General features: G+C 53.8%; 16 protein-coding genes. 10 read left to right on the top strand and 6 right to left on the bottom strand.

All coding sequences use genetic code 11. The features are described 5' to 3' along the window. The first annotated feature begins 131 nt into the window (after positions 1-131). The 3 genes from BUA38_RS36080 (at position 132) to BUA38_RS36090 (ending at position 3,035) form a co-directional block, all read left to right on the top strand. Positions 132-1,589, top strand: a complete 1,458-nt coding sequence (locus BUA38_RS36080; RefSeq protein WP_083587905.1) for an undecaprenyl-phosphate glucose phosphotransferase — start codon at positions 132-134, stop codon at positions 1,587-1,589. A gap of 329 nt (positions 1,590-1,918) precedes the next feature. Then, entirely contained in the window at positions 1,919-2,227 is a 309-nt protein-coding gene (locus BUA38_RS36085) for a hypothetical protein (RefSeq protein ID WP_072825632.1), read from the top strand. Positions 2,228-2,657: 430 nt separating this feature from the next. Next, positions 2,658-3,035 (top strand): H-NS family nucleoid-associated regulatory protein, encoded by a 378-nt coding sequence (locus BUA38_RS36090; RefSeq protein WP_072825638.1) that lies wholly within the window; start codon positions 2,658-2,660, stop codon positions 3,033-3,035. Between the two features lie 13 nt (positions 3,036-3,048). Here BUA38_RS36090 and BUA38_RS36095 read toward each other — a convergent pair whose 3' ends face one another. Beyond that, positions 3,049-3,285, bottom strand: a complete 237-nt coding sequence (locus BUA38_RS36095; protein WP_072825643.1) for a hypothetical protein — start codon at positions 3,283-3,285, stop codon at positions 3,049-3,051. A gap of 348 nt (positions 3,286-3,633) precedes the next feature. Here BUA38_RS36095 and BUA38_RS37780 point away from each other — a divergent pair, with 348 nt between their 5' ends. Together BUA38_RS37780 and BUA38_RS36100 are read left to right on the top strand one after the other, a co-directional pair. Continuing rightward, positions 3,634-3,789, top strand: coding sequence for a hypothetical protein (locus BUA38_RS37780; RefSeq protein WP_172806148.1), 156 nt, complete (start codon positions 3,634-3,636; stop codon positions 3,787-3,789). A gap of 657 nt (positions 3,790-4,446) precedes the next feature. Continuing rightward, the gene (locus BUA38_RS36100; protein ID WP_083588162.1) at positions 4,447-5,625 is read left to right on the top strand and encodes a polysaccharide biosynthesis/export family protein; all 1,179 of its coding nucleotides are present in this window, start codon (positions 4,447-4,449) and stop codon (positions 5,623-5,625) included. Between the two features lie 119 nt (positions 5,626-5,744). Here BUA38_RS36100 and BUA38_RS36105 read toward each other — a convergent pair whose 3' ends face one another. Beyond that, positions 5,745-6,728 carry a UDP-glucuronic acid decarboxylase family protein gene (locus BUA38_RS36105; RefSeq protein ID WP_072826716.1) on the bottom strand — a complete coding sequence of 328 codons (984 nt, stop codon included), beginning with the start codon at positions 6,726-6,728 and terminating at the stop codon, positions 5,745-5,747. A gap of 317 nt (positions 6,729-7,045) precedes the next feature. Here BUA38_RS36105 and BUA38_RS36110 point away from each other — a divergent pair, with 317 nt between their 5' ends. Both BUA38_RS36110 and BUA38_RS36115 read left to right on the top strand, forming a co-directional pair. Then, a complete protein-coding gene (locus tag BUA38_RS36110; protein ID WP_072825645.1) occupies positions 7,046-8,524 on the top strand; it encodes a GMC oxidoreductase in 1,479 nt (492 codons plus the stop codon). Positions 8,525-8,536: 12 nt separating this feature from the next. After that, positions 8,537-9,568, top strand: a complete 1,032-nt coding sequence (locus BUA38_RS36115; RefSeq protein ID WP_072825650.1) for an aldo/keto reductase — start codon at positions 8,537-8,539, stop codon at positions 9,566-9,568. Between the two features lie 54 nt (positions 9,569-9,622). On the opposite strand, the gene BUA38_RS36120 is transcribed toward BUA38_RS36115, so the two are convergent. The 3 genes from BUA38_RS36120 to BUA38_RS36130 form a co-directional block, all read right to left on the bottom strand. Then, positions 9,623-10,795 carry an NAD(P)-binding domain-containing protein gene (locus BUA38_RS36120; protein WP_072826717.1) on the bottom strand — a complete coding sequence of 391 codons (1,173 nt, stop codon included), beginning with the start codon at positions 10,793-10,795 and terminating at the stop codon, positions 9,623-9,625. 81 nt (positions 10,796-10,876) lie between these two features. Further along, a complete protein-coding gene (locus BUA38_RS36125) occupies positions 10,877-11,974 on the bottom strand; it encodes a hypothetical protein (RefSeq protein WP_156898898.1) in 1,098 nt (365 codons plus the stop codon). Between the two features lie 1,208 nt (positions 11,975-13,182). Next, positions 13,183-14,175: a glycosyltransferase gene (locus BUA38_RS36130; RefSeq protein WP_083587907.1), complete on the bottom strand. Its 993-nt coding sequence runs from the start codon at positions 14,173-14,175 to the stop codon at positions 13,183-13,185. A gap of 796 nt (positions 14,176-14,971) precedes the next feature. On the opposite strand from BUA38_RS36130, the gene BUA38_RS37430 reads away from it, so the two are divergent. Continuing rightward, positions 14,972-15,343, top strand: a complete 372-nt coding sequence (locus BUA38_RS37430) for a hypothetical protein (protein ID WP_156898899.1) — start codon at positions 14,972-14,974, stop codon at positions 15,341-15,343. A 114-nt stretch (positions 15,344-15,457) separates the two neighbouring features. Here the strand turns inward: BUA38_RS37430 and BUA38_RS36135 are convergent, their stop codons facing one another. Then, positions 15,458-16,324 (bottom strand): glycosyltransferase family 8 protein, encoded by an 867-nt coding sequence (locus BUA38_RS36135; protein ID WP_172806149.1) that lies wholly within the window; start codon positions 16,322-16,324, stop codon positions 15,458-15,460. A gap of 228 nt (positions 16,325-16,552) precedes the next feature. On the opposite strand from BUA38_RS36135, the gene BUA38_RS36140 reads away from it, so the two are divergent. Together BUA38_RS36140 and BUA38_RS36145 are read left to right on the top strand one after the other, a co-directional pair. Then, on the top strand, positions 16,553-17,047 hold the full coding sequence (locus BUA38_RS36140; protein ID WP_156898900.1) for a hypothetical protein: 495 nt from the start codon (positions 16,553-16,555) through the stop codon (positions 17,045-17,047). 80 nt (positions 17,048-17,127) lie between these two features. After that, a complete protein-coding gene (locus BUA38_RS36145; protein WP_072825659.1) occupies positions 17,128-18,135 on the top strand; it encodes a glycosyltransferase family 2 protein in 1,008 nt (335 codons plus the stop codon). Positions 18,136-18,438 lie beyond the last annotated feature (303 nt).

Here is an 18,438-nt window from a genome sequence, read left to right on the forward strand (position 1 = left end):
ATTAATGTTGCACAAGCCGCTCCTGCTGGACTATAAGTTAACGAATATTTAATTAGACCGTTCCGATTTAATGAATTAAATAAGCCGCGGAAGAAATTTAAATTTCAGGTGAATTTGTATGGAGTTGCGGCATGTCGAATGAGTTGAATATTCGCGACAAGATGGGGCAAATTCAGTATTCGATTCGGTCGACAGCAAGCCTTCCCACTGAAGCCATCCCCTACGCTTTGCGAGCCTTAGACGCGCTCATCATATCGCTCTCCGCTATCGCGGGCGGGGTCAGTTACCATTTGCTGATCGGCGACGCATTCGAGGTCGCGCCAGCCTGTGCCGTCGGCGCTCTCGCGAGCCTCGTATATATCTTGCGTTTGAACGGTAGCGACTATTACGAACTTCAGGAAAGCGCGAAGCCGCACTTGGAAGTGCGCGAGATATTGGTGTGCTGGCTCTCGACCGGACTGTTGCTCACGCTTATTGCTTTCCTTCTAAAGATCAGCGCAGCCTATTCCCGCGGCGCGTTTCTTATGTTTTATATTTTCGTCCCCATTGCGTTGCTGGCGGCGCGGAAAGCCACGAAAGTTGTTCTGGCACAAGCTGTAGCCGCGAAAACTCTCGGGCGACGCGACACAATCTTAATAGGTGAGCCAAACGAGATTTCGGCCTTGCAGACAGATGATCTAGTAGCCTTTTGTGGGGCTCCTGACGTCAGGCGCTTTACGCTGAGTGGAAGAAGCGAGTACCTAGAAAGTTCATCTAACGACGTCGCGGCCATCAAATCTGCAGCCAATTTTGTGCGGCGACACAATTGCCGACAGATACTGCTGGCGTTGCCTTGGGATGAAACCGATCGGATCGAATTCATCAAAGACCAGATCAAAACACTTCCTGTCGCTCTTCGATTGGTGCCCGACAAAAGCGTTCGAACCTTGTTAGATAGCACGTCGTCCAAGGGGAAGACCGGGCCAGTCATAGATCTGCAGCGTGCCCCGCTGACTGAACTGCAACGTTTCGTGAAGCGCATCGCGGACGTCGTTGTGGCTGCGTTTGTTTTAATTTTTTTCCTTCCTCTCATGGCGCTTGCGGCCATTGCCATCAAGCTTGATAGCCCTGGTCCTGTAATCTTTCACCAAAAACGGAAGGGATTTAACGGCAAGCACTTCGTCATTTTGAAATTCCGGACAATGAGCGTCGAAGAGGACGGACCGGACGTCATCCAGGCGAAACGGAATGACGCCCGTGTAACGACGATTGGACGGCTTCTCCGTTCTTCGAGCATTGATGAATTGCCGCAGCTTATAAATGTATTAAGGGGCGACATGTCGCTGATAGGACCTCGCCCTCATGCCTTGGCCCATGACAACTATTTTGAGACAATGTTGAGCGATTATGCTTTCCGTCATCACGTCAAGCCAGGCATAACAGGCTGGGCTCAATGTAACGGCGCCAGGGGTGCTACTCCGACAATTGAAGATGTCGCGAAACGCGTGCGTCTCGACCTTTGGTACGTCAATAATTGGAGCCTTTGGCTTGACCTTCTAATATTGGCCAAGACGGCCGTCGAGGTCGTTCGGAAGCGCAACGCCTACTGAGTCGCGCATCCGAGAGGCTTCGCCTGGGATCTCGAAGAACGCAAGGTTACCATTCCCTCCACAAACGGCCCAATGCGCCTCCATTCCCTGGGAGGACAACCCCCTCTGAATGTGAGGCGGCCAGTCAGCAACGATGCTTCGTGCGGCATTTAATTCATCCGGTCGAGTCGGCGAACTGGGATGTCATGATGAGCCGCTGGCAACTGGAATGTCTTGCTATCGATAGCAGTACGATTTTAGCGAGTTGTTAACGGGTCGAATGGGACCTTTGATGACGGGAGTCGCGCACTTACACTGGACAAGCTGGCTCCCGAATGGAGCATCACGTCATGATTTGGCTTTCGGCAGTAAGCTTGGTCGCTGGCGGCGTGTTGGCGTGGCACTTCAAAATCATCGTGTTGGCGCCTGCAACATTCGTTATTGCAGCTATTGCGATCATCGCCGGCCAGATGCAAATCACTGGTATCCCGTCGATTATCCTCATAATCGGGATCGCAAGCGCAGGAGCACAGATCGGCTATTTCCTCGCAATGTTGTTTCAGCATGTTATGGGTGCAACCATGCTCCGCAGCTCCTCTCTGTCTTCCAACAAGACGACGGGGCGCCCCCCATCAATTTCCGGAACGCCGATTTCGTGAAGATTCTGATTCGGTCGTGAACCTTGCATGTGCGCGCTTGGGCAACCTCCCGATTGATTAGGCTTCCTCCCCAAGCACGTGTTAGCGAGGAGTTTAGCTAAGCCTGTCAGATAGTTCTGCTGGAAACGCAATCACCAAGACCTATACCGTCGCCGGCGACAGCGCGCGTAACTCCGCAAGTGGCATCGTCCCCGCCAATCTTGAAAAGGTAGCGGTAAAAAACGGGGTTTAATTTTTTAATCGTTTTTTCTTTCAATTTTAACTAAAACTCACTAGGGTTCCGCTCGAAGCGAAAAGACGCTGCAGGTATTTTGCGTCTCTCAATTCCGCAGATCGATTTTTGCAATCCCTCGTCTAGTAGAGGGCAAAAGCAAAAGTTTGGTTTTTGGAAGACCCTGAAGCCCATCGCATTGCGGCGGAATCAACAACGATGCGCAAATTAAATCTGACCGGTATGGATTTTGATGAACTCTGGGACCTACACGAAGAACTGTCGAAAATCCTCGCAGAGAAGATTCGTGCGGAAAAGCGCAGGCTGGAAGAGAGACTCGCGCAGCTAAGCCATATGGGGCAGATCAAGGAAATTGCGATACCTGTTGAAGAACAGGGAGCAGATCGGCCAAGGCGCAAATATCCGAAGGTTCTGCCGAAGTACTTCAATCCAATCGCACCATTGGAGACATGGTCGGGACGCGGCAAGCAACCGCGATGGGTTGCCGCGGCACTCCGCTCGGGGCACAAGCTAGATGACCTGCAGATCTCAGAGTCCGGTGAGGCGTCTGCCGACAGGGTGCACGATCGTTCTTGAAACTTCCAGGCATTCAAGCCGTGCGACCGGACGCCGGAAGTGTCCGACGATCATATTCGGAATAGTTTGAAAGACTGCTCTGGATTTCGGAGAGCTCGTCCAGCAACACGTCATAAAGCTCAATCTGAGAGGCAAGCAAGCCAGCAGTCGAGCAGGTGCCCGCGACCAGGTGCAGCCGAATATGGGTCGCTTTGATCATATTCAAGGAATTACGGATCTCGAAGTTAAAGAAATCACTCGGATCACCCATGTTTCGCATCTCAACCTCGTTACTTACCCAATTGCAGCTCTTTATGGTTTAGTCTGCCGTCCCCCATTCCGGTTCAGCAACCGGCATCGTTCTCCCGACTGGCAAAAATCGGGCCAATTTGAACGCTGCGTGAGTGGGCTTCAGGAAACATTTTACACGCTGTGGGTGAATCAGACGACATGTCCCACCGCTTCACATTTTCGAAAGGATACCTGCGTTCGGTCGAGCGCAACCCAAGCCCATTAAGCCGGGCGAGTGCAACGGGTTGAGATCACGAATTCGGCGCGAGTTGCCGCTTCCGTCCGGGCGCAAGCGGCGTTACCGTTTGGCAATCGATGGGGAACGGAAATGCATACCATAGTAGCCTTCATTGCCGCATTTGCTCTTGTTGTTCTCGCCATACTACAAGCCCGCTCGGTTCCTGATGCTAGTCCGGCTGGCCGCCGCGATTTCGTAACCGTGGTGATCATTGCCACGATCGTTACCATGGGGTACGCCTTTTGATGCGTCGCTAAGCGCTCACTGTTGCAGATGCCGAGATGGTCACGTTTCTTTCCGTCGAGCAAATAATTGGACTGTCCGCACGGATCCGTTGACTCCGGTGCCGAGACAAAAGACCTAGCGTGTGAGCCCCGAACGAACTCACTGCGTGCCTGCCGCGACCAGGCGGCGTGTAAGTATGTTACGCGATGCACCGGCCAATCCATTGGGGCGCTTCGGGACTTTTGAAACAAAAGGACACCGCTAAGCTATTGAAAATAATGAAGTAATAAACTAGACTCGCGTGCTCGCGACCTGCGGCGTGATCCGGTGGCTGCACGACCGAGGCCGGCGATAGTCGCAGCTCCCGGCGATTCGACCTGCGTTGTCGAGCACATCGCCCATTTCTGGATTCGCCGCACCATGCGGCACCGACGTTTTAAGTCCATCATTTACGCTAGGCCATATTAGCTTACCCATTCGCCGCGATTTCGTGGCATGCTTGCAACAGTATGCCCGGAAATCCAGAACTTTGACTTGCGGCACTACGCACTTGCCGTCGGTTCACGTAAGGTCTCGCTCGAAATAAGATAAACATCGGGGCTACCTTTGGGCATTTTTCGCGTCCTGTTGGGCGTGCCAGCATTTTTTTTGATGGCCGCATTGGGCGGCTGCGGGTGGATGTCGGTGACCGGTCCGTCCGCCACCGATATATTATCAGGCCAGCACGACCCGGTGAGCGTCAACTACGCAGTCGTCAAGGTCACCCCGAAAGTCATCGAGGTTCAATCCAGAAACCTGCCGCGGTTGACTGCGTTTAGGGAGAATCAGCGGCCGCGCGATATTACTTTCGGGATCGGCGATATATTGGGCGTCACGATCTTCGAAGCCGCTTCAGGAGGTCTCTTCATTCCTGCCGAGGGCGGAGTGCGACCGGGAAATTTTGTTACCATTCCCAATCAAGCCGTCGATATCCACGGCAACATTTCGATCCCCTACGCGGGCTCCGTCCGTGCGAACGGACGCACCCAGGTCGAAGTGCAGGACGCCATCGTGACTGCCCTCAAGAACCGCGCGATCGAGCCACAAGTCGTTGTGTCCTTGGTCGAACAGAAAACGTCCATGATCAGCATCCTGGGCGAAGGACGCTCGGCGCGGATTCCAGCGACCGCCACCCCTGAGCGTATGCTTGACGTCATCAGCCGAGCCGGGTTGGTGGCGACCGCCGGGACTGCGACCGGGGCCGCCGGGGCGGAAACCTGGGTGATTCTGGAGCGAAACGGTCGGCGCGCGATTGCCCCCTTTGGGGCACTCGTTTACGAGTCAGCCAACAATATTTACGTGCATCCCAACGATACAATCTACTTGTATCGGGAGCCACAGACCTTCCTGAGCTTCGGTGCCGTCGGTACGCAGCAGCAGGTTCCATTTGGGACCTGGCGGCTTTCGCTCGCGGAAGCGATCAGCAAGGCCGGCGGTCTTCTCGATGTCCAGGCTGACCCTGCCTCCGTGTTCCTCTATCGCGGTGAAGCGCGCGACGTCGCCGAAGCGATGGGGATCGACTGCAGGCCCTACGAAGGCCCCGTCATTCCCGTGATCTATACGATCAACCTGCGCGATCCTGCCGGCTATTTCCTGGCGAGCTCGTTTGAAATGCGCAACAAAGATATCCTCTACGTCTCGAATGCGTTCTCGGTCGAATCCACCAAGTTCATGACCTGGCTCACCACGGTCAACACCACCATCCAGGGTCCAATAACCACCGCGACCAGCGCCTATGGCTTGCGCAACATCATCCAAGGCGCAGGAGCGGTACCCAGCGTCATAACCGCCGGCGCGACTACAGTTACAACACCGTAGATTCAGCGCCGGTCAAACTCAGTCCCGAGGCTACTGCTGGCCAAATTCTCCGACATTCTCAATCGCGCGACGTTAACACCAACATATCGCAGAAAAACGAGTTTATCCACGCGACCAAGCTAAGGTTGGTCAACGTTCAAGGACGCACGCAGGTCCTGGTCAGACAGGAGGCTTTCAAAATATGCGATTGTTTGGACGAGACCTTCCTTGAGTTTCGTCCGCGGCGTCCAGGATAGCGCTTGTTTGGCTTTGGAGATATCTGGACGCCGCTGGCGCGGATCATCTTGGGGAAGTGGTTTGTGGATAATCTGGGAGGATGAACCGGTCAGACTGACGACGGATGATGCTAACTCAAGAATCGAGAACTCATCGGGATTGCCAATGTTTACTGGGCCCGTGACGTCATTTGTGGTCCCCATTAGGCTTATTAGCCCTCCGACTAGGTCATCCACGTAGCAGAAAGATCGCGTTTGAGCGCCGTCGCCGTAGATCGTGATGTTGTGACCAAGCAAGGCTTGTACAATGAAATTCGAAACGACGCGCCCATCATTGGGATGCATGCGCGGTCCATACGTGTTGAAGATGCGAGCGACCTTGATGTTTAAATTGTTCTGGCGGCGATAAGCGAAGAACAAGCTCTCCGCGCAGCGCTTGCCTTCGTCATAACAGGCTCGTATTCCGATCGGATTGACGTTGCCCCAATATTCCTCGGTCTGAGGATGAACGCTCGGATCACCATAGACCTCTGACGTTGAAGCCTGCAATATCTTGGCATTTACGCGCTTGGCGAGGCCAAGCATGTTGATCGCGCCGTGCACGCTGGTCTTGATCGTCTGCACCGGATCGTGCTGGTAGTGCACGGGCGACGCCGGACATGCGAGATTGTAGATTTCATCGACCTCGACGTATAGTGGAAACGTGACGTCGTGGCGGATCAGCTCAAAATTCTTGTGCTCGAGCAGCGACTCCACGTTCCTGCGTGCGCCGGTAAAAAAGTTGTCGACGCAGAGTACCTGTGCCCCCTCCTTGATCAGCCGCTCGCATAAGTGAGAACCAAGGAAACCCGCGCCGCCGGTGACAAGAATTCGTTTTTCTAAATGCATCCGCCACACTTGCTGTTTTCAGGCCGCTTCGGCTTTGAAGTTCTGCTCCCCAAGCCAGCCGCCTGCATTTGACCGCTATATTTCTAATAATTGGAAACTATTTTTTTCAATATCTCACGCCAAAGTCAATAAAATGTCGTTCTAATAGTGAACGGGATCGCCGGCCCTGGGGCAGCTCAACGCTCGCATGGTAATTCATCATGGATCCATCTTGCGGCAATTAACCATGATGGGTCCCCACCCAGCATCGAACAAAGCATTCCCGCCTCGACCGAAAGAGGTTAGACAGGCAACGCTGAAAAGGTTTCGAGTATCGTATGGATGATGATCGCCGCGTCATTATTGTAGGCAGCGGACCAGCAGGCGCGATGGCGGCGTATCAGCTGGTGCGTAACGGCATTCCAGTAACGATGCTGGAAACCGGCGCCGACATACAACGCGGCACGCTCGTCAGGATGGCCGGAAGAAACCTCTATCGACATCTTCCGCAAATGACGAAGCCGACCGGGTTCGTCGTCACCGGTGACCCACAGACCAACCTCGAATACAACTACGCCCTGGGAGGTCTTTCAAATCAGTGGACGGGTGCCGTTCCACGCTTCTGCGCAGAAGATTTCACTGCGGGTGAGCAGGTTCACGAAAAATACCGCTGGCCGGTTAACTACCACGATCTCGCCCCGTTCTACGAAATTGCCGAAAGGACAATGCAGGTCACCGCGGACCCCAGTGATGTCCCAAATCTGCCCGCCGGCTATTGTGACTATAGACACAAGTTGCCGGAAGATTGGCAGTCCGTTCGGCGGGCCGCGCTGAAAATTGGACAAGGTTTCACGACAATGCCCCTTGCCGACGGGCCGCCATTTCTCTTCCTGCGGCGCGGCACCTCATTCAACAGCTACTCGAAATTACTTGCGATACTTCGCGGGGAGCCCGGTTTCAAGCTGATAACAAAAGCCCACGCATTAAGGCTGGAATGGGATGGAACGAAAAAAAAGGCTGTTGCCGCTATCTATTGCGACCAGCAGACCGCGGCGCATCATCGCATAAGAGCGAACTCATTTATTGTGGCGTGCGGACCGATGAATTCTCCCAAGCTGCTGTTCAATTCAACTAGCAGCGATCATCCAAACGGCATGGGTAACGGCGCCGGCCTGCTCGGTAAATATCTTCACGATCACCCCCGTGAGTGGTGGGCAGTTGATGTAGACGCCCCACTTACTTCATTATCGCCGCCTGCCTATTTAACTCGCCTCCCCCATGCCTCGTCGGATCCACTACTTGCTTCGTCGTGGACGCTCGGCGCGTTCGGAACAATAGGTAAAATAAAGAGCCGGGTTGGACGAAAGACGACTTATTTCGGAGTACAGGTCTTCGGAACAATGGTGCCGGAAGAGAAGTACTATGTCGGTCCGGCGAAGGAGGAGAAAGACCAATTTGGTTTTCCCGCTCTTGAAGTTCACATCAGCTTCGATGAAAACGTCCTGAACAACATGGTCAGAGCGCGCAAGCACCTAATGCAACTGATGCAAGATGCCGGGCATAGGGGGACGATCAGGGACATCGTCCCGACGCTTGTTCCCGGAACAGCAAAACACTATGGCGGGGCGACCCGCATGCATACTTCGCCCAAGTTCGGCGTAACAGACTGCTTTAACCGGCTCCATGGAATCCCAAATGTTCTGGTTGTCGATGCCGGTTGTTTCACGACCGGCGTGGAGAAAAATCCCACTCTGACCGTGATGGCGCTGGCCGCACGCGCGGCAGACCGCCTTGCCCGTGACCTGAAGGCCATGTGAACGGAGAACGGATTGCGCTACAGAGAGTTTGGCAAAACGGGGTGGCGTGTTTCCGAGATTGGATTTGGCGGAGCGCGTATCGGAGGGCTCCTTGCCGAAGACGGCGGTAGGGCCGCGTCGCTGAGGACGCTGGAGGCAGCCTACGACGCGGGGATAAATTTCTACGACACCGCAGACATGTACTCGCAAGGTGAAAGCGAGATCCTTGTTGGCAAGGCCTTTCGCAAAATGCGCGATAAGGTTTTGATAGCCACCAAGGGCGGCTACTGCCTTCCAGGACAGAAGAGACTTATTCAACTCATCAAGCCATTCGCAAAGCCCATTGTCCGGGCAATCGGCTTACGGCGCAATGCTATTCCTGAAGCTTTGTCGGGTACGGTTTCACAGGATTTCTCTCCCGGTCATATCAGAAAGGCCGTAGAGGCATCTTTGCGGCGACTGCAGTCCGACCACATTGATCTGTACCAGATCCATAGCCCGCCGCGAGATGAACTTCTCGGTGCCACGCTCCAGGATACGTTGGGACTTCTCGCGCGTCTGAAGGTGGAGGGTAAAATTCGCGAATATGGAATTGCACTCGACTCTGCTGAAGATGCTGTTCACTGCTTGGGTTTGCAGGGGATTGCCAGCCTGCAAATGCCCTTCGGGTTGATGGATCTGGAGGCGTTGGACGGCGTGCTTGATAGAGTTGCGGAGCGTCAATGTGGAGTCATCGCGCGAGGGTGTTTCGGTGCAGGCGCAATGAAACCGTCGCTATCCGAATCGGATCTACGTGCAATCGAACCAAAGTGGCCACGCGTTTTACGGATCAGGCAGCTCGCCGAGGGGATGCAGCGTTCACCGCTCGAAGCGGCGCTTCAGTTCTCGCTCGCCGTCAACAAAATCGCCGTCACCATACTGGGGATGCGCACCCCTCAACATCTCGCGGCCAACCTGCAGTACTACGCCGCAAAGCCATTGTCGACGCAAGAGAAGGATGAGCTGTTGAACCACCGACGCGAAGATATGTCACTTGAATCTGCAGCAGCGCATGAAAGCGACTAGTGAAAATTGGTCTAACCAAGGGCGTACCCGCCTCATTCTCGGCCGCCTTCGAGGTCAGCTAAGGTGACGAGCTAATCGTCGCGACGTTACCTCAGCTCCGGTCACGAAGCGGAACAGCGGACCAAAGCACATGAATGACAGCGGACCCGTAAAATGGAGACCCGGGACAGAAGATTCGAAATCAGCACTAAGAGTGGGCGCTCCCTCGATACAATCGATCCGATCTAATATTTCCGGAGTGAGAAACTTGAGGCGAGTTACATTGGCGTCGTAGCCAGTGCCCGCGATGACAAAATCTACCTCCACATTCCTTAGACTACCTTCCCCGTCCCTCAACTTGAGCTGCACGCGTTGACCAGCGTTGCCGGCCTCAACCACCTCGTGGCGCACATGGATCGGCACCTTCCCTAGTACACGATCTTTGATCCACCACGGTGACGCAGGCCCAAAATGACGTTTGACGAAACGCGTACGTCGTTCTCGTGGAAGCCTGTATACGATCAGAGGAAGTTGCTGAAGAATCCAGCTGTTTCTCCCAGCACCCAGCACCGTCATGGGATTCTTGATTCTCTCCCATAGAGGACGCTCCCGCGGAGTACGACCATGGAAGATGGCTTCCTGGCCGCGAACAAAGACTTCACTGCTACCCCCGGCCTCTTGCACCAGAGCGCCGGCCTCGATAGCAGATGAACCGGCTCCGATGACCGCCACGGTCTTGTTTCGAAATTCGCTATAATCCGATATATCGAAAGTATGCCGCATGCGGTCCGACTGCAGCTCTCGCAATACATCGGGGATCTGAGCCAATCCTGAAAGACCGGTACAAACCACCACTTTGCGGGAGTGCAGATGCTCGCCCGATGACAGTGCCAGTTCAAATCCATCTGGCCGCAAGCTAACGTTGGTGACCAGAACTTCTTCCACATCCGGCACAAACCGTTTCTGCATCTCTAAGCCATAAGCGGAAAAACTCTGCATCGTACACGGTTCAAAGTCCTCAAGCCCATGCTGCCGGCACCAATGAGGAAACGAGTGGCCATACTTTGGTACATAGATGTTCGTTGCAAACGCCAACGATTTGAGATTGATGCCGATCGGCATATTGAGCCAGAAGCGCATTGGCTCGCCGAAGATACGATATTTTACCCCCCGCGCACGGAGGTGAGCAGCCAACGACAGCCCATACGGACCCGCTCCAACAATCGCAACATCGGTCCTTGATTTCATCCTGACAATCACCTTCGTCTCGACTTTAATGAAGCAAAATTCAACGAGAATATTGATGAGCAGGCTTACTGGTTGGCGAAATCAAGCGCGTTCCACACGAGCTTGCACACGTTCCAATGCATACTGTTTAAAAAACGCGCGAGGATGCCGTAGAAAGTGGATTAGATTTTGCCCGACGTCGACAAAGGCGGGTAGCGCGTCATTAGGATCCTTAATGGCGTCGACCATTTGACCGTCCGATCCGTTGGCCCAGTGCAGCCAGCACGCAGCATCGTTAGATGACATCGTCCGGAAAATGCGCTGCATATTCACCATCGTGGTAAGTATGAAACGGTTACAAAAACCTGCGACATCCTCCTGCTCTCTCGAGTTGCCACTTGCCATCAGTCGAGTTACGTCCGCCTGATTTCCCGTAGCAGCAGCATAGGCTAGCGCCGGCGATTCCAGGCCACGGGCAACATCGAACGCAATCTGGTGATAAAAACGCCCGTTGAAATCAATCAGCATTGCCCTTCCTTCGGCAAGAATGAATTCCATCTCAAAGACCCCGTAGTACCCAATACGCTCGCACAAGCGCTTTGCCTGTTCGGCGAGAAACGGATCTACTGGGGCCGGTTCGAAACCCAATCCTGTTCCGATACGTCGTGGTTGTTGCAGAACCTTTCGGGCTGCGCGCAAAACCATTCCACCACTGATTTTTTCACGGAAACCGGAAAGCGAATAAACGTTATTGATCGCTTCAGGGTAGTATTTCTGAACGAGCGGCGTCATGGCTACAGAAGATTGTTTGACGAATTCAGTGTCGGCCGCATAATCCCTCATGTAACTATCAAATATCGCTTGCACGGGCTGGTCACAGCTTTTGACCACAGTCCCTTTAGTACCCGTTCGCTGCGCAAGCTGTGAGCGGGGTTTGATCAATACAGTTCTACCCGCGTCTTTGGCCAGTCTCGCTGCTTCTGTACTATTTTCTGGGAACCATGTCGGGGGGGTCTCAATTCCGACCGCCTGCGCATTTTGCATGAGGAGTCCTTTGTCGAGGATGCTCATGATGGTCTCGAGGCTCGGCTGATAAAGGTCGAAGTCGGCGCTCAACTCGTCGCGATAACGAGCCAAAGCGAAAGATACGGCGTCACTCGTCGCATAAATTGCTCGACGTGGTCCGGTTCGCGCTTGCATTAATAACCACTCCGCCCAAGCGCTGGAGTTCTCATATGGAGGGCATATCAAATGTTGACTTGAGTAGCGCGAAAACCTGCCATGGCAGATCCTCAATGGATCTACTGTCATGACCCTAACCCCCGCTCGGCCCAACGAGCGCATGGCTGCTAACGTCCCATAATAATTCGCGTTAGGCAGGAGAATCGCTGCAGAGCGAGTTTCGTTCATCGCGAGATCTCGCATAATGCGGCTGTTGAGGCGCGTGCAGTTCGAATCCGCGAGAGGTCAAATTTGGCCAACCAGGCGCCCTTATTAGATTGCAGCATTCGAACAGCCATGCCGACGATGGTAAGAATGGTCGTCGCCAACATATCGCTTTGCTCAGGCATGCTGATTGTCTCGGGCGGTATTCGCGAAGTTCAAGACGTGCGCATTTCTTGCTCGATTACTGTCAAGCTATGTTGATCTGCAATAAGCCGAATTAAATCAGGTATACTGTTTATCGTACCAAAACCGCATCAAGTCGCCCAAGGTTCGACAACAAAAACGCTGGGAAGGAGATTGAACGCAAGCTTGCCTTGTCGTTAAGAATAACAGTCGCTCTTCGCAGAAGGTTTTTCTCGGTTAGCGACGCTAAATGTTATCAATTATGTGTACTCCGGTTTGCAACTCGTCGACGCGCGAAGACTAATGCGAAAATACATCAAGGGCTGTGAAGCGTGGCACAAGTTCAAACTCGTGAACATAGGACATCGGTCTCTGCGATCACGTGATGTCCTTCTGAACCCCCGGCGATCCTCCACGTGATTAACGTTTAGCCGAACTTGAATCGTGCGCCCCGGGTTAGACACCCCAGCTAGGGATCGCTGGCAGGTGCTCAGGGCCTCGTCACGAACAAATCGCGAATAAAAAGAGTATTTAAATACCTTTAATTTGCTATAGCTACGGGAGGGCCACAATTGCCCGCCTGTGCGTTTTCCGTGCCCAAGCGGTATTTCAGGCGTCGTACCCCAAACGTTTTCCTACGCCCCTGGGAAAGGCTGGTTGGCGGACAGGTTGGGCAGTCGCGATCTTCGTCTAGTGTGCGGCTTCGCTTCAGTGCGGTTGCGCGTAATCGGGGCCTTCGCGGCGCTCAAGTTCGGACGCCAGAGGCACGTTTTTTAAATGCCAGTTCCGTGGCCGGTTGCTGCCACCTGACTAGGATGCTTGGGGAAATGCGAGCCGGATCAGCTTTCAGAGCTGCTAACCTTCAGAGGGATCGAACTTTCTTGTTCCTTATCGACGAACCTCAAAGTCGTCCTATCAAGTGGAGTGCGCAATCCCTTTATAAAGCCCTCCAGGAACGCCGACATGCGTACTAGTCCTTGTGGTTGGCGAAGATGAAGCAGGTCCCGAATAGGCGGCCACAGGGCGTATTTGGCAAACTCCCATGCCGGAATGTACGCGAGCCCGATGTACCCACACCTGAGCAACTTCGAATACGCCGCGCCTATGGCCAGGAAGTCTCTGCGTGCCAGCGACTTGCCCTGTTGCCACGTGCGAAAACCGAAGTGTTTCACCGTGATTGATGACGTCTCATAGATGTAATAACCGGCAACGAGCGCGCGGATCCCAACGTCGCGGTCGTCACCTGATGGAAACCGTGATCCCGGACCGAACATTGGGTCAAATCCGCCGATGTCTTCAATCATGCTGCGACGAACTGCAATGCCAGCGCCCATACCGTGCACGTCTCGCGCGTCATGCATCGACGTTAACAGTCTCTCGCCAGGACGAACGTAAACTGGAACAAAGCCGGCCTCCCGATCGTGCTCGCCGGCCTCAACGCAGCAAAAAGCAACCGCTATCCGGGCGTTCGCAGCGAATATGGAAGCGAATGCCGTAAGCCAATCGGCCGGTACCGTACAATCATCATCCGTGATTGCGATAATCGCGCCTTTGGTCTCCCTCAGACCGACATTAAGCGCATTACCTTTGCCGATCGTTGCACTTTTCAAATACGTCAGGCGACGATCGGCGGCGAATGGCGTTAAAGCATCCTGTGTCTCGATGCCCTTGCTCTGATCTACGACAATCAACTCAAAATTGGGATACGTATTTGCCAATATAGACGATACAGTGTTCGCCACCGATCGATCGCGACTGCAAGTGCAAACGAGCGCTGATATCAGCGGCGGATCATCTTGCGTGGCAATTCCATTCATTATCTGCCTAGTCATTGACGGCTTTGCCCGGCTCCATAATTTCGAGCTTAACGGTTTTTCTTGGCGTCTGCTGGCGAGTTGCTGTATCCTCAAGTCTAGCAAAGTGTCAATTTGAGAAGGTCCGACGATTGTGTCTTTGGTGAATGCACGTTCGTTAAGGATACTGAGGGTCGGCCGTTCGTAATTTCAGATACAATCAATAGCTGGGTAAAGACCCGCGAAATGGTTTACAGGTTCGCTTGTATTTGAATATTGCTTTGAATAACCACGATTTCGAATGCGCATGAACCAAGGTACTCTTCGAGTTTCTGTTGCCCTAACTTAAGACGATTTTTGTCAATGAGGGCTTCAACCGGCTGATCGTGATCGATCAAAGCAATGGTAACGAAACGGAAGCTGCTATAGTCTCCCTAAACGACAATTCCCTGCAGTTCATCTCATCCGCACAGCATCGCGAGGTGTCACCCAAGGTCGAAACCTTGGCCCGGAGCTTGCGCAAGCCGATATATCGCCTTCACCGACGATGACTGTCGAGTTGCACCGGACTGGATTCCAGCGCGGACATCGATTTTCGCTGACGCCCCCGGAGGTCGTGGTGGTATGCGGTTGCGAACGTCTGGCCAAGCCGTCAGGGATATAGGTTTCACTGAGAAATTCGAATCTCAGGACTCGTATGGCAGGGTCGCTATCCACCGTTTGGCCGCGATTGGGGCATTACCGCTAATCTAGCGGTTCGATGTGCTCGCTCGCGTGGGCAAGTTCGATCCGTTGCTCGGTGCTGGTTCAGCCTTACGCTTCGGGGCGAACCAGATTGCGCGATGGCATCAAGATCGTGAATGCTTCCGAGGTAAGCGTCGACCATATCGGTGTGCGAAAACACGGAGAAGAGTCGCGCAAGCTGATCCGAGGCACCGGCGCTGCACTGTTCAAACACATCCGCATGGGAGACATCGCTGCGCTCAAAGTATATCTTCGGTTTGTCGCCGCCAACACACGGCGCGCTTGCGCGAACTTGGTTCGTGCTCGCCGGAAAGGAACCGCGACCCGGGCATTTGCAGCGAATATGGAGGCGAATGCCGTAAGGCAGTTGGCCGGTACCGTGCAATCATCATCGATGATTGCGACAATCGCCCCTTTGGTCTTTCGAGTAGCTCATGGAGAACGTCATTGGGCGCATAGTTGATGTGTTCACACTAAACTTCCATTACTTCATCAATTCCGATTCCACGCGTGCACTGGTAGGCCCGAGTTGAGCCCAAGTGGCACGCCGAATCGGCTTTTCTTTGTGAGGCCCGAGCTAACCGACATACGTCCGCAGCATTGTACGGAGACGACGCGGCATTATTATTCTCGCCGAATCTCGAAGGAAGCGACTGACCTTCCAGGGAACACTCCCCGACACAAGTTGCCGCCAAGGCGTCTTCCGCCGATATCCATGATATTCGCCCTTGAGCGCATGCTCGCTGAACCAATGCCAAGGTTTTTCAGCAGTAACAAAATGAACGACAGCTGCCTCCGGGACCAATCTAAGCCGTGGATCTGACGGCAAAACCTGCCAATTCCACTCAGATGGAAGTTCTATCCATTTGTTCACCAAGGTCGCATTTAATGCATCTTGATCCCAATACGTCGCCTTATCGGGATTTTCTCTGACAAAGCCGATCGCTTTTTCGGCGACATAGTATTGCCTCCAAAACTTCAAATTGACCAGAAGAACACCCGAATTGAAATACTTAGTTCCGTCCGGCAGTCCGAGGATTTTTCGCGCGTCGTCCTCAAAATTGGGAACTGCGGCTAGCGCGTAGCCTGAGATATCTGTATTCCAAAGGTCCGCGAGGGAGCGCCTCACAATAATGTCGGAGTCAAGGTAAAGAACCTTGTGCAAATCAGCAGGCAACAGTTTTGGAGCTAGTAGCCGGAAATAGACGGCAGGTGAGGCCCATTTATCAACGCGCAGGCCGTCGAAGTCCGCAGTTCGCACTTCGTAAAACGAGATTTTGCTTCCGTAGCTCCCAACAAAAGCAGCCAGTTTCGCGCACTCGTGCTGGTTGATTGAATAGTATAAAAAGTGTATTCTAGTTATAGAGTTGTGTTCAAGTAATGAGCACAGCATTGTGGCAGCATGGGGTAAGTAAAGTTTATCGCACGCGCAGAGCACCTCCATTTTGATAGACCCCATCACATATTGTGCAATTTTCTGCCGCTCTGAACGGTTACTACAAATTCTGCAAAAGCCAGTATAATGCTGCCTTTGTCATTTTCCTCAATTCTTTGCACATCAGGTTTCTTTGCCGGAATGTCCCGCTCGTTGATGAAGTTCGGTAAGCGGTCGTTACACTACGATAAGCCTACGCTGCTTGATGCCGATGCTCAAGGAGGGAGGCGGAGTTGGATGGCGTTTAGTGCGGCTTTGAGAGCCGGCAGTTGTTTGCAGGTTTTCGGCCGCCGGAAGCGCTTGGCCGTCTCGATCATGCCGGCAGCGCGTTATCGCTTGCCGTTGCCGCATACGCACCTGCTCGTGCCGTTCGTTCTCTCTGATGCTGGTGTACACAAGCGAACGCCGCCTGAACTGCTTCGGCAGTCGCAGTTGTTTGACGGTGTTGATTTCGTCGAGCAGTCCGACAATGTTGCCCGCCGCGCCCGGCGCCTCGCTGCACCAGGCAACCCCGTTTCTAATCAACCGCTCGGCGCGATGCGCATCGCCGATATCCCAGGCCTGGCGCAGCACCTTGCGGACCGGCGCAAGCAAACGCTTCGTAAGCGCTTGACGATGTTGCAAGCCTTGTTGGACCTTGCAGCGCCGGACCGGCGGATGCCGGCCAAAGCTCCGGCGGATCGCCTTGTCAACGCCGTCGCTCCTAAGACAATGAAGAGACCGCAGATCTAAAGGTGATTCGAATTTCTTGCGGATTTTCGTGTTAGCCAATTGTGATTCCGGGAATCGAGGTACTAGGAGGAAAAAAGCTTATGCCCGAACCGTTCGTAACTGTTGTAACTCCGGTCTACAACGACGAACCTTATCTCGAGGAATGTATCAAGAGTGTCCTAGGGCAGTCGCACTCTTATTTTGAGTACATCATTTGCGATAATCACAGCAACGATCGTTCAGGCGAGATTGCAAGGGATTACGCTACCAAAGATGCGCGGGTCCGAGTGGTGAGTCCACCGGAGTTTTTGCCTCAAGCCAAGAACTTTAATTTCGTTCTCAACGAAATCGACGAACGGGCGAAGTATTGCAAGATGCTGCTCTCTGATGACTGGATGTACCCGCACTGCCTGCAGCAGATGGTCCAAGTAGCAGAGTCCAACCCCCAGATTGTGCTGGTGAGCGCCTATCGCTTGATCGGGAACAAGCCTGACTGTTTCGGGGTCCCGGTCGAGCGATCTTCGTTTCCTGGCAAGGAGGCCTGTCGTTGGCAGCTCCTTGGCACGGCCTATCCTTTCGGGAGTCCATCTACCGTCCTGTACGCAGCTGAGGCCATCCGTAAGCGGGCACCGTCATTCTTTCCCGAAGACCGCTTCTTTGAGGACGTTGACATCGCCTTCCGACTCCTCGCCGACGGCGACTTCGGGTTCGTGCACCAGGTTCTGACTTTCAGCCGCTATCAGGCCGATTCCATTACGGACGTTGCGAGCCATTTCAATTTCTGGCCGCTTTTGCACTACCTAATGATGGAGCAGTACGGCCGGAACTTCCTCGCTCAGGATGAGTTCAAAAAGCGTTATGATGAAGTGACCGCAGAAATGTATCGCGGGTTGGGCGAACAGTGGCTCAAGGACGTGGTTCGCCGAGAGAGGAAGAAGGGTTTCTGGGAGTTTCAGCGCCAGCACCTCGGAGACATTGGTGTGGAGATTCGTCCGGCCCTCCTCGCCAAGGGCGTGGTGAGCGCCGCATTGAACATGATCGGCTCGCTTGGCACTCTTGCGAAGAAAGCACGAAACGAGGTGACCAAAGGCGCGGTCAGGTCGCTCTAACCCAGTCTGGCCACCCTTTGCGGAAGGGTCCGTTTCTGAATAGTTCTATCTGCGCGTTCGCAAACCTGTGGCATGCTGCGCAGATCGCGACTCGGCTAGATCAAACGTCGCCCTCTCGACGGATGAATTGGATGCTCCCCTTCGAGTCGACGCGACGCGATCGGGCGTTTGAGGGCGTCGCCACAGACGGCCAAATATATAAAAATGGTTCAAGCCGACGACGCCGGTTTGTCCGGATTACTTGCGGCTACTTTGCGCCCACTGTGCAGTGAGAGCGACATTCGCTTTTCCCGAAACGTGTCT

The organism is Bradyrhizobium erythrophlei (genome assembly GCF_900142985.1).
Taxonomy (GTDB): Bacteria; Pseudomonadota; Alphaproteobacteria; order Rhizobiales; family Xanthobacteraceae; genus Bradyrhizobium; species Bradyrhizobium erythrophlei_B.

Excerpts from the sequence above, each read along its gene's own strand:
- BUA38_RS36080 (WP_083587905.1), top strand. The coding sequence starts at position 132 with ATGTCGAATGAGTTGAATATTCGCGACAAGATGGGGCAAATTCAGTAT.
- BUA38_RS36085 (WP_072825632.1), top strand. The coding sequence starts at position 1,919 with ATGATTTGGCTTTCGGCAGTAAGCTTGGTCGCTGGCGGCGTGTTGGCG.
- BUA38_RS36090 (WP_072825638.1), top strand. The coding sequence starts at position 2,658 with ATGCGCAAATTAAATCTGACCGGTATGGATTTTGATGAACTCTGGGAC.
- BUA38_RS36095 (WP_072825643.1), bottom strand. The coding sequence starts at position 3,285 with ATGGGTGATCCGAGTGATTTCTTTAACTTCGAGATCCGTAATTCCTTG.
- BUA38_RS37780 (WP_172806148.1), top strand. The coding sequence starts at position 3,634 with ATGCATACCATAGTAGCCTTCATTGCCGCATTTGCTCTTGTTGTTCTC.
- BUA38_RS36100 (WP_083588162.1), top strand. The coding sequence starts at position 4,447 with ATGTCGGTGACCGGTCCGTCCGCCACCGATATATTATCAGGCCAGCAC.
- BUA38_RS36105 (WP_072826716.1), bottom strand. The coding sequence starts at position 6,728 with ATGCATTTAGAAAAACGAATTCTTGTCACCGGCGGCGCGGGTTTCCTT.
- BUA38_RS36110 (WP_072825645.1), top strand. The coding sequence starts at position 7,046 with ATGGATGATGATCGCCGCGTCATTATTGTAGGCAGCGGACCAGCAGGC.
- BUA38_RS36120 (WP_072826717.1), bottom strand. The coding sequence starts at position 10,795 with ATGAAATCAAGGACCGATGTTGCGATTGTTGGAGCGGGTCCGTATGGG.
- BUA38_RS36125 (WP_156898898.1), bottom strand. The coding sequence starts at position 11,974 with ATGCAAGCGCGAACCGGACCACGTCGAGCAATTTATGCGACGAGTGAC.
- BUA38_RS36130 (WP_083587907.1), bottom strand. The coding sequence starts at position 14,175 with ATGACTAGGCAGATAATGAATGGAATTGCCACGCAAGATGATCCGCCG.
- BUA38_RS36135 (WP_172806149.1), bottom strand. The coding sequence starts at position 16,324 with ATGGAGGTGCTCTGCGCGTGCGATAAACTTTACTTACCCCATGCTGCC.
- BUA38_RS36140 (WP_156898900.1), top strand. The coding sequence starts at position 16,553 with ATGGCGTTTAGTGCGGCTTTGAGAGCCGGCAGTTGTTTGCAGGTTTTC.
- BUA38_RS36145 (WP_072825659.1), top strand. The coding sequence starts at position 17,128 with ATGCCCGAACCGTTCGTAACTGTTGTAACTCCGGTCTACAACGACGAA.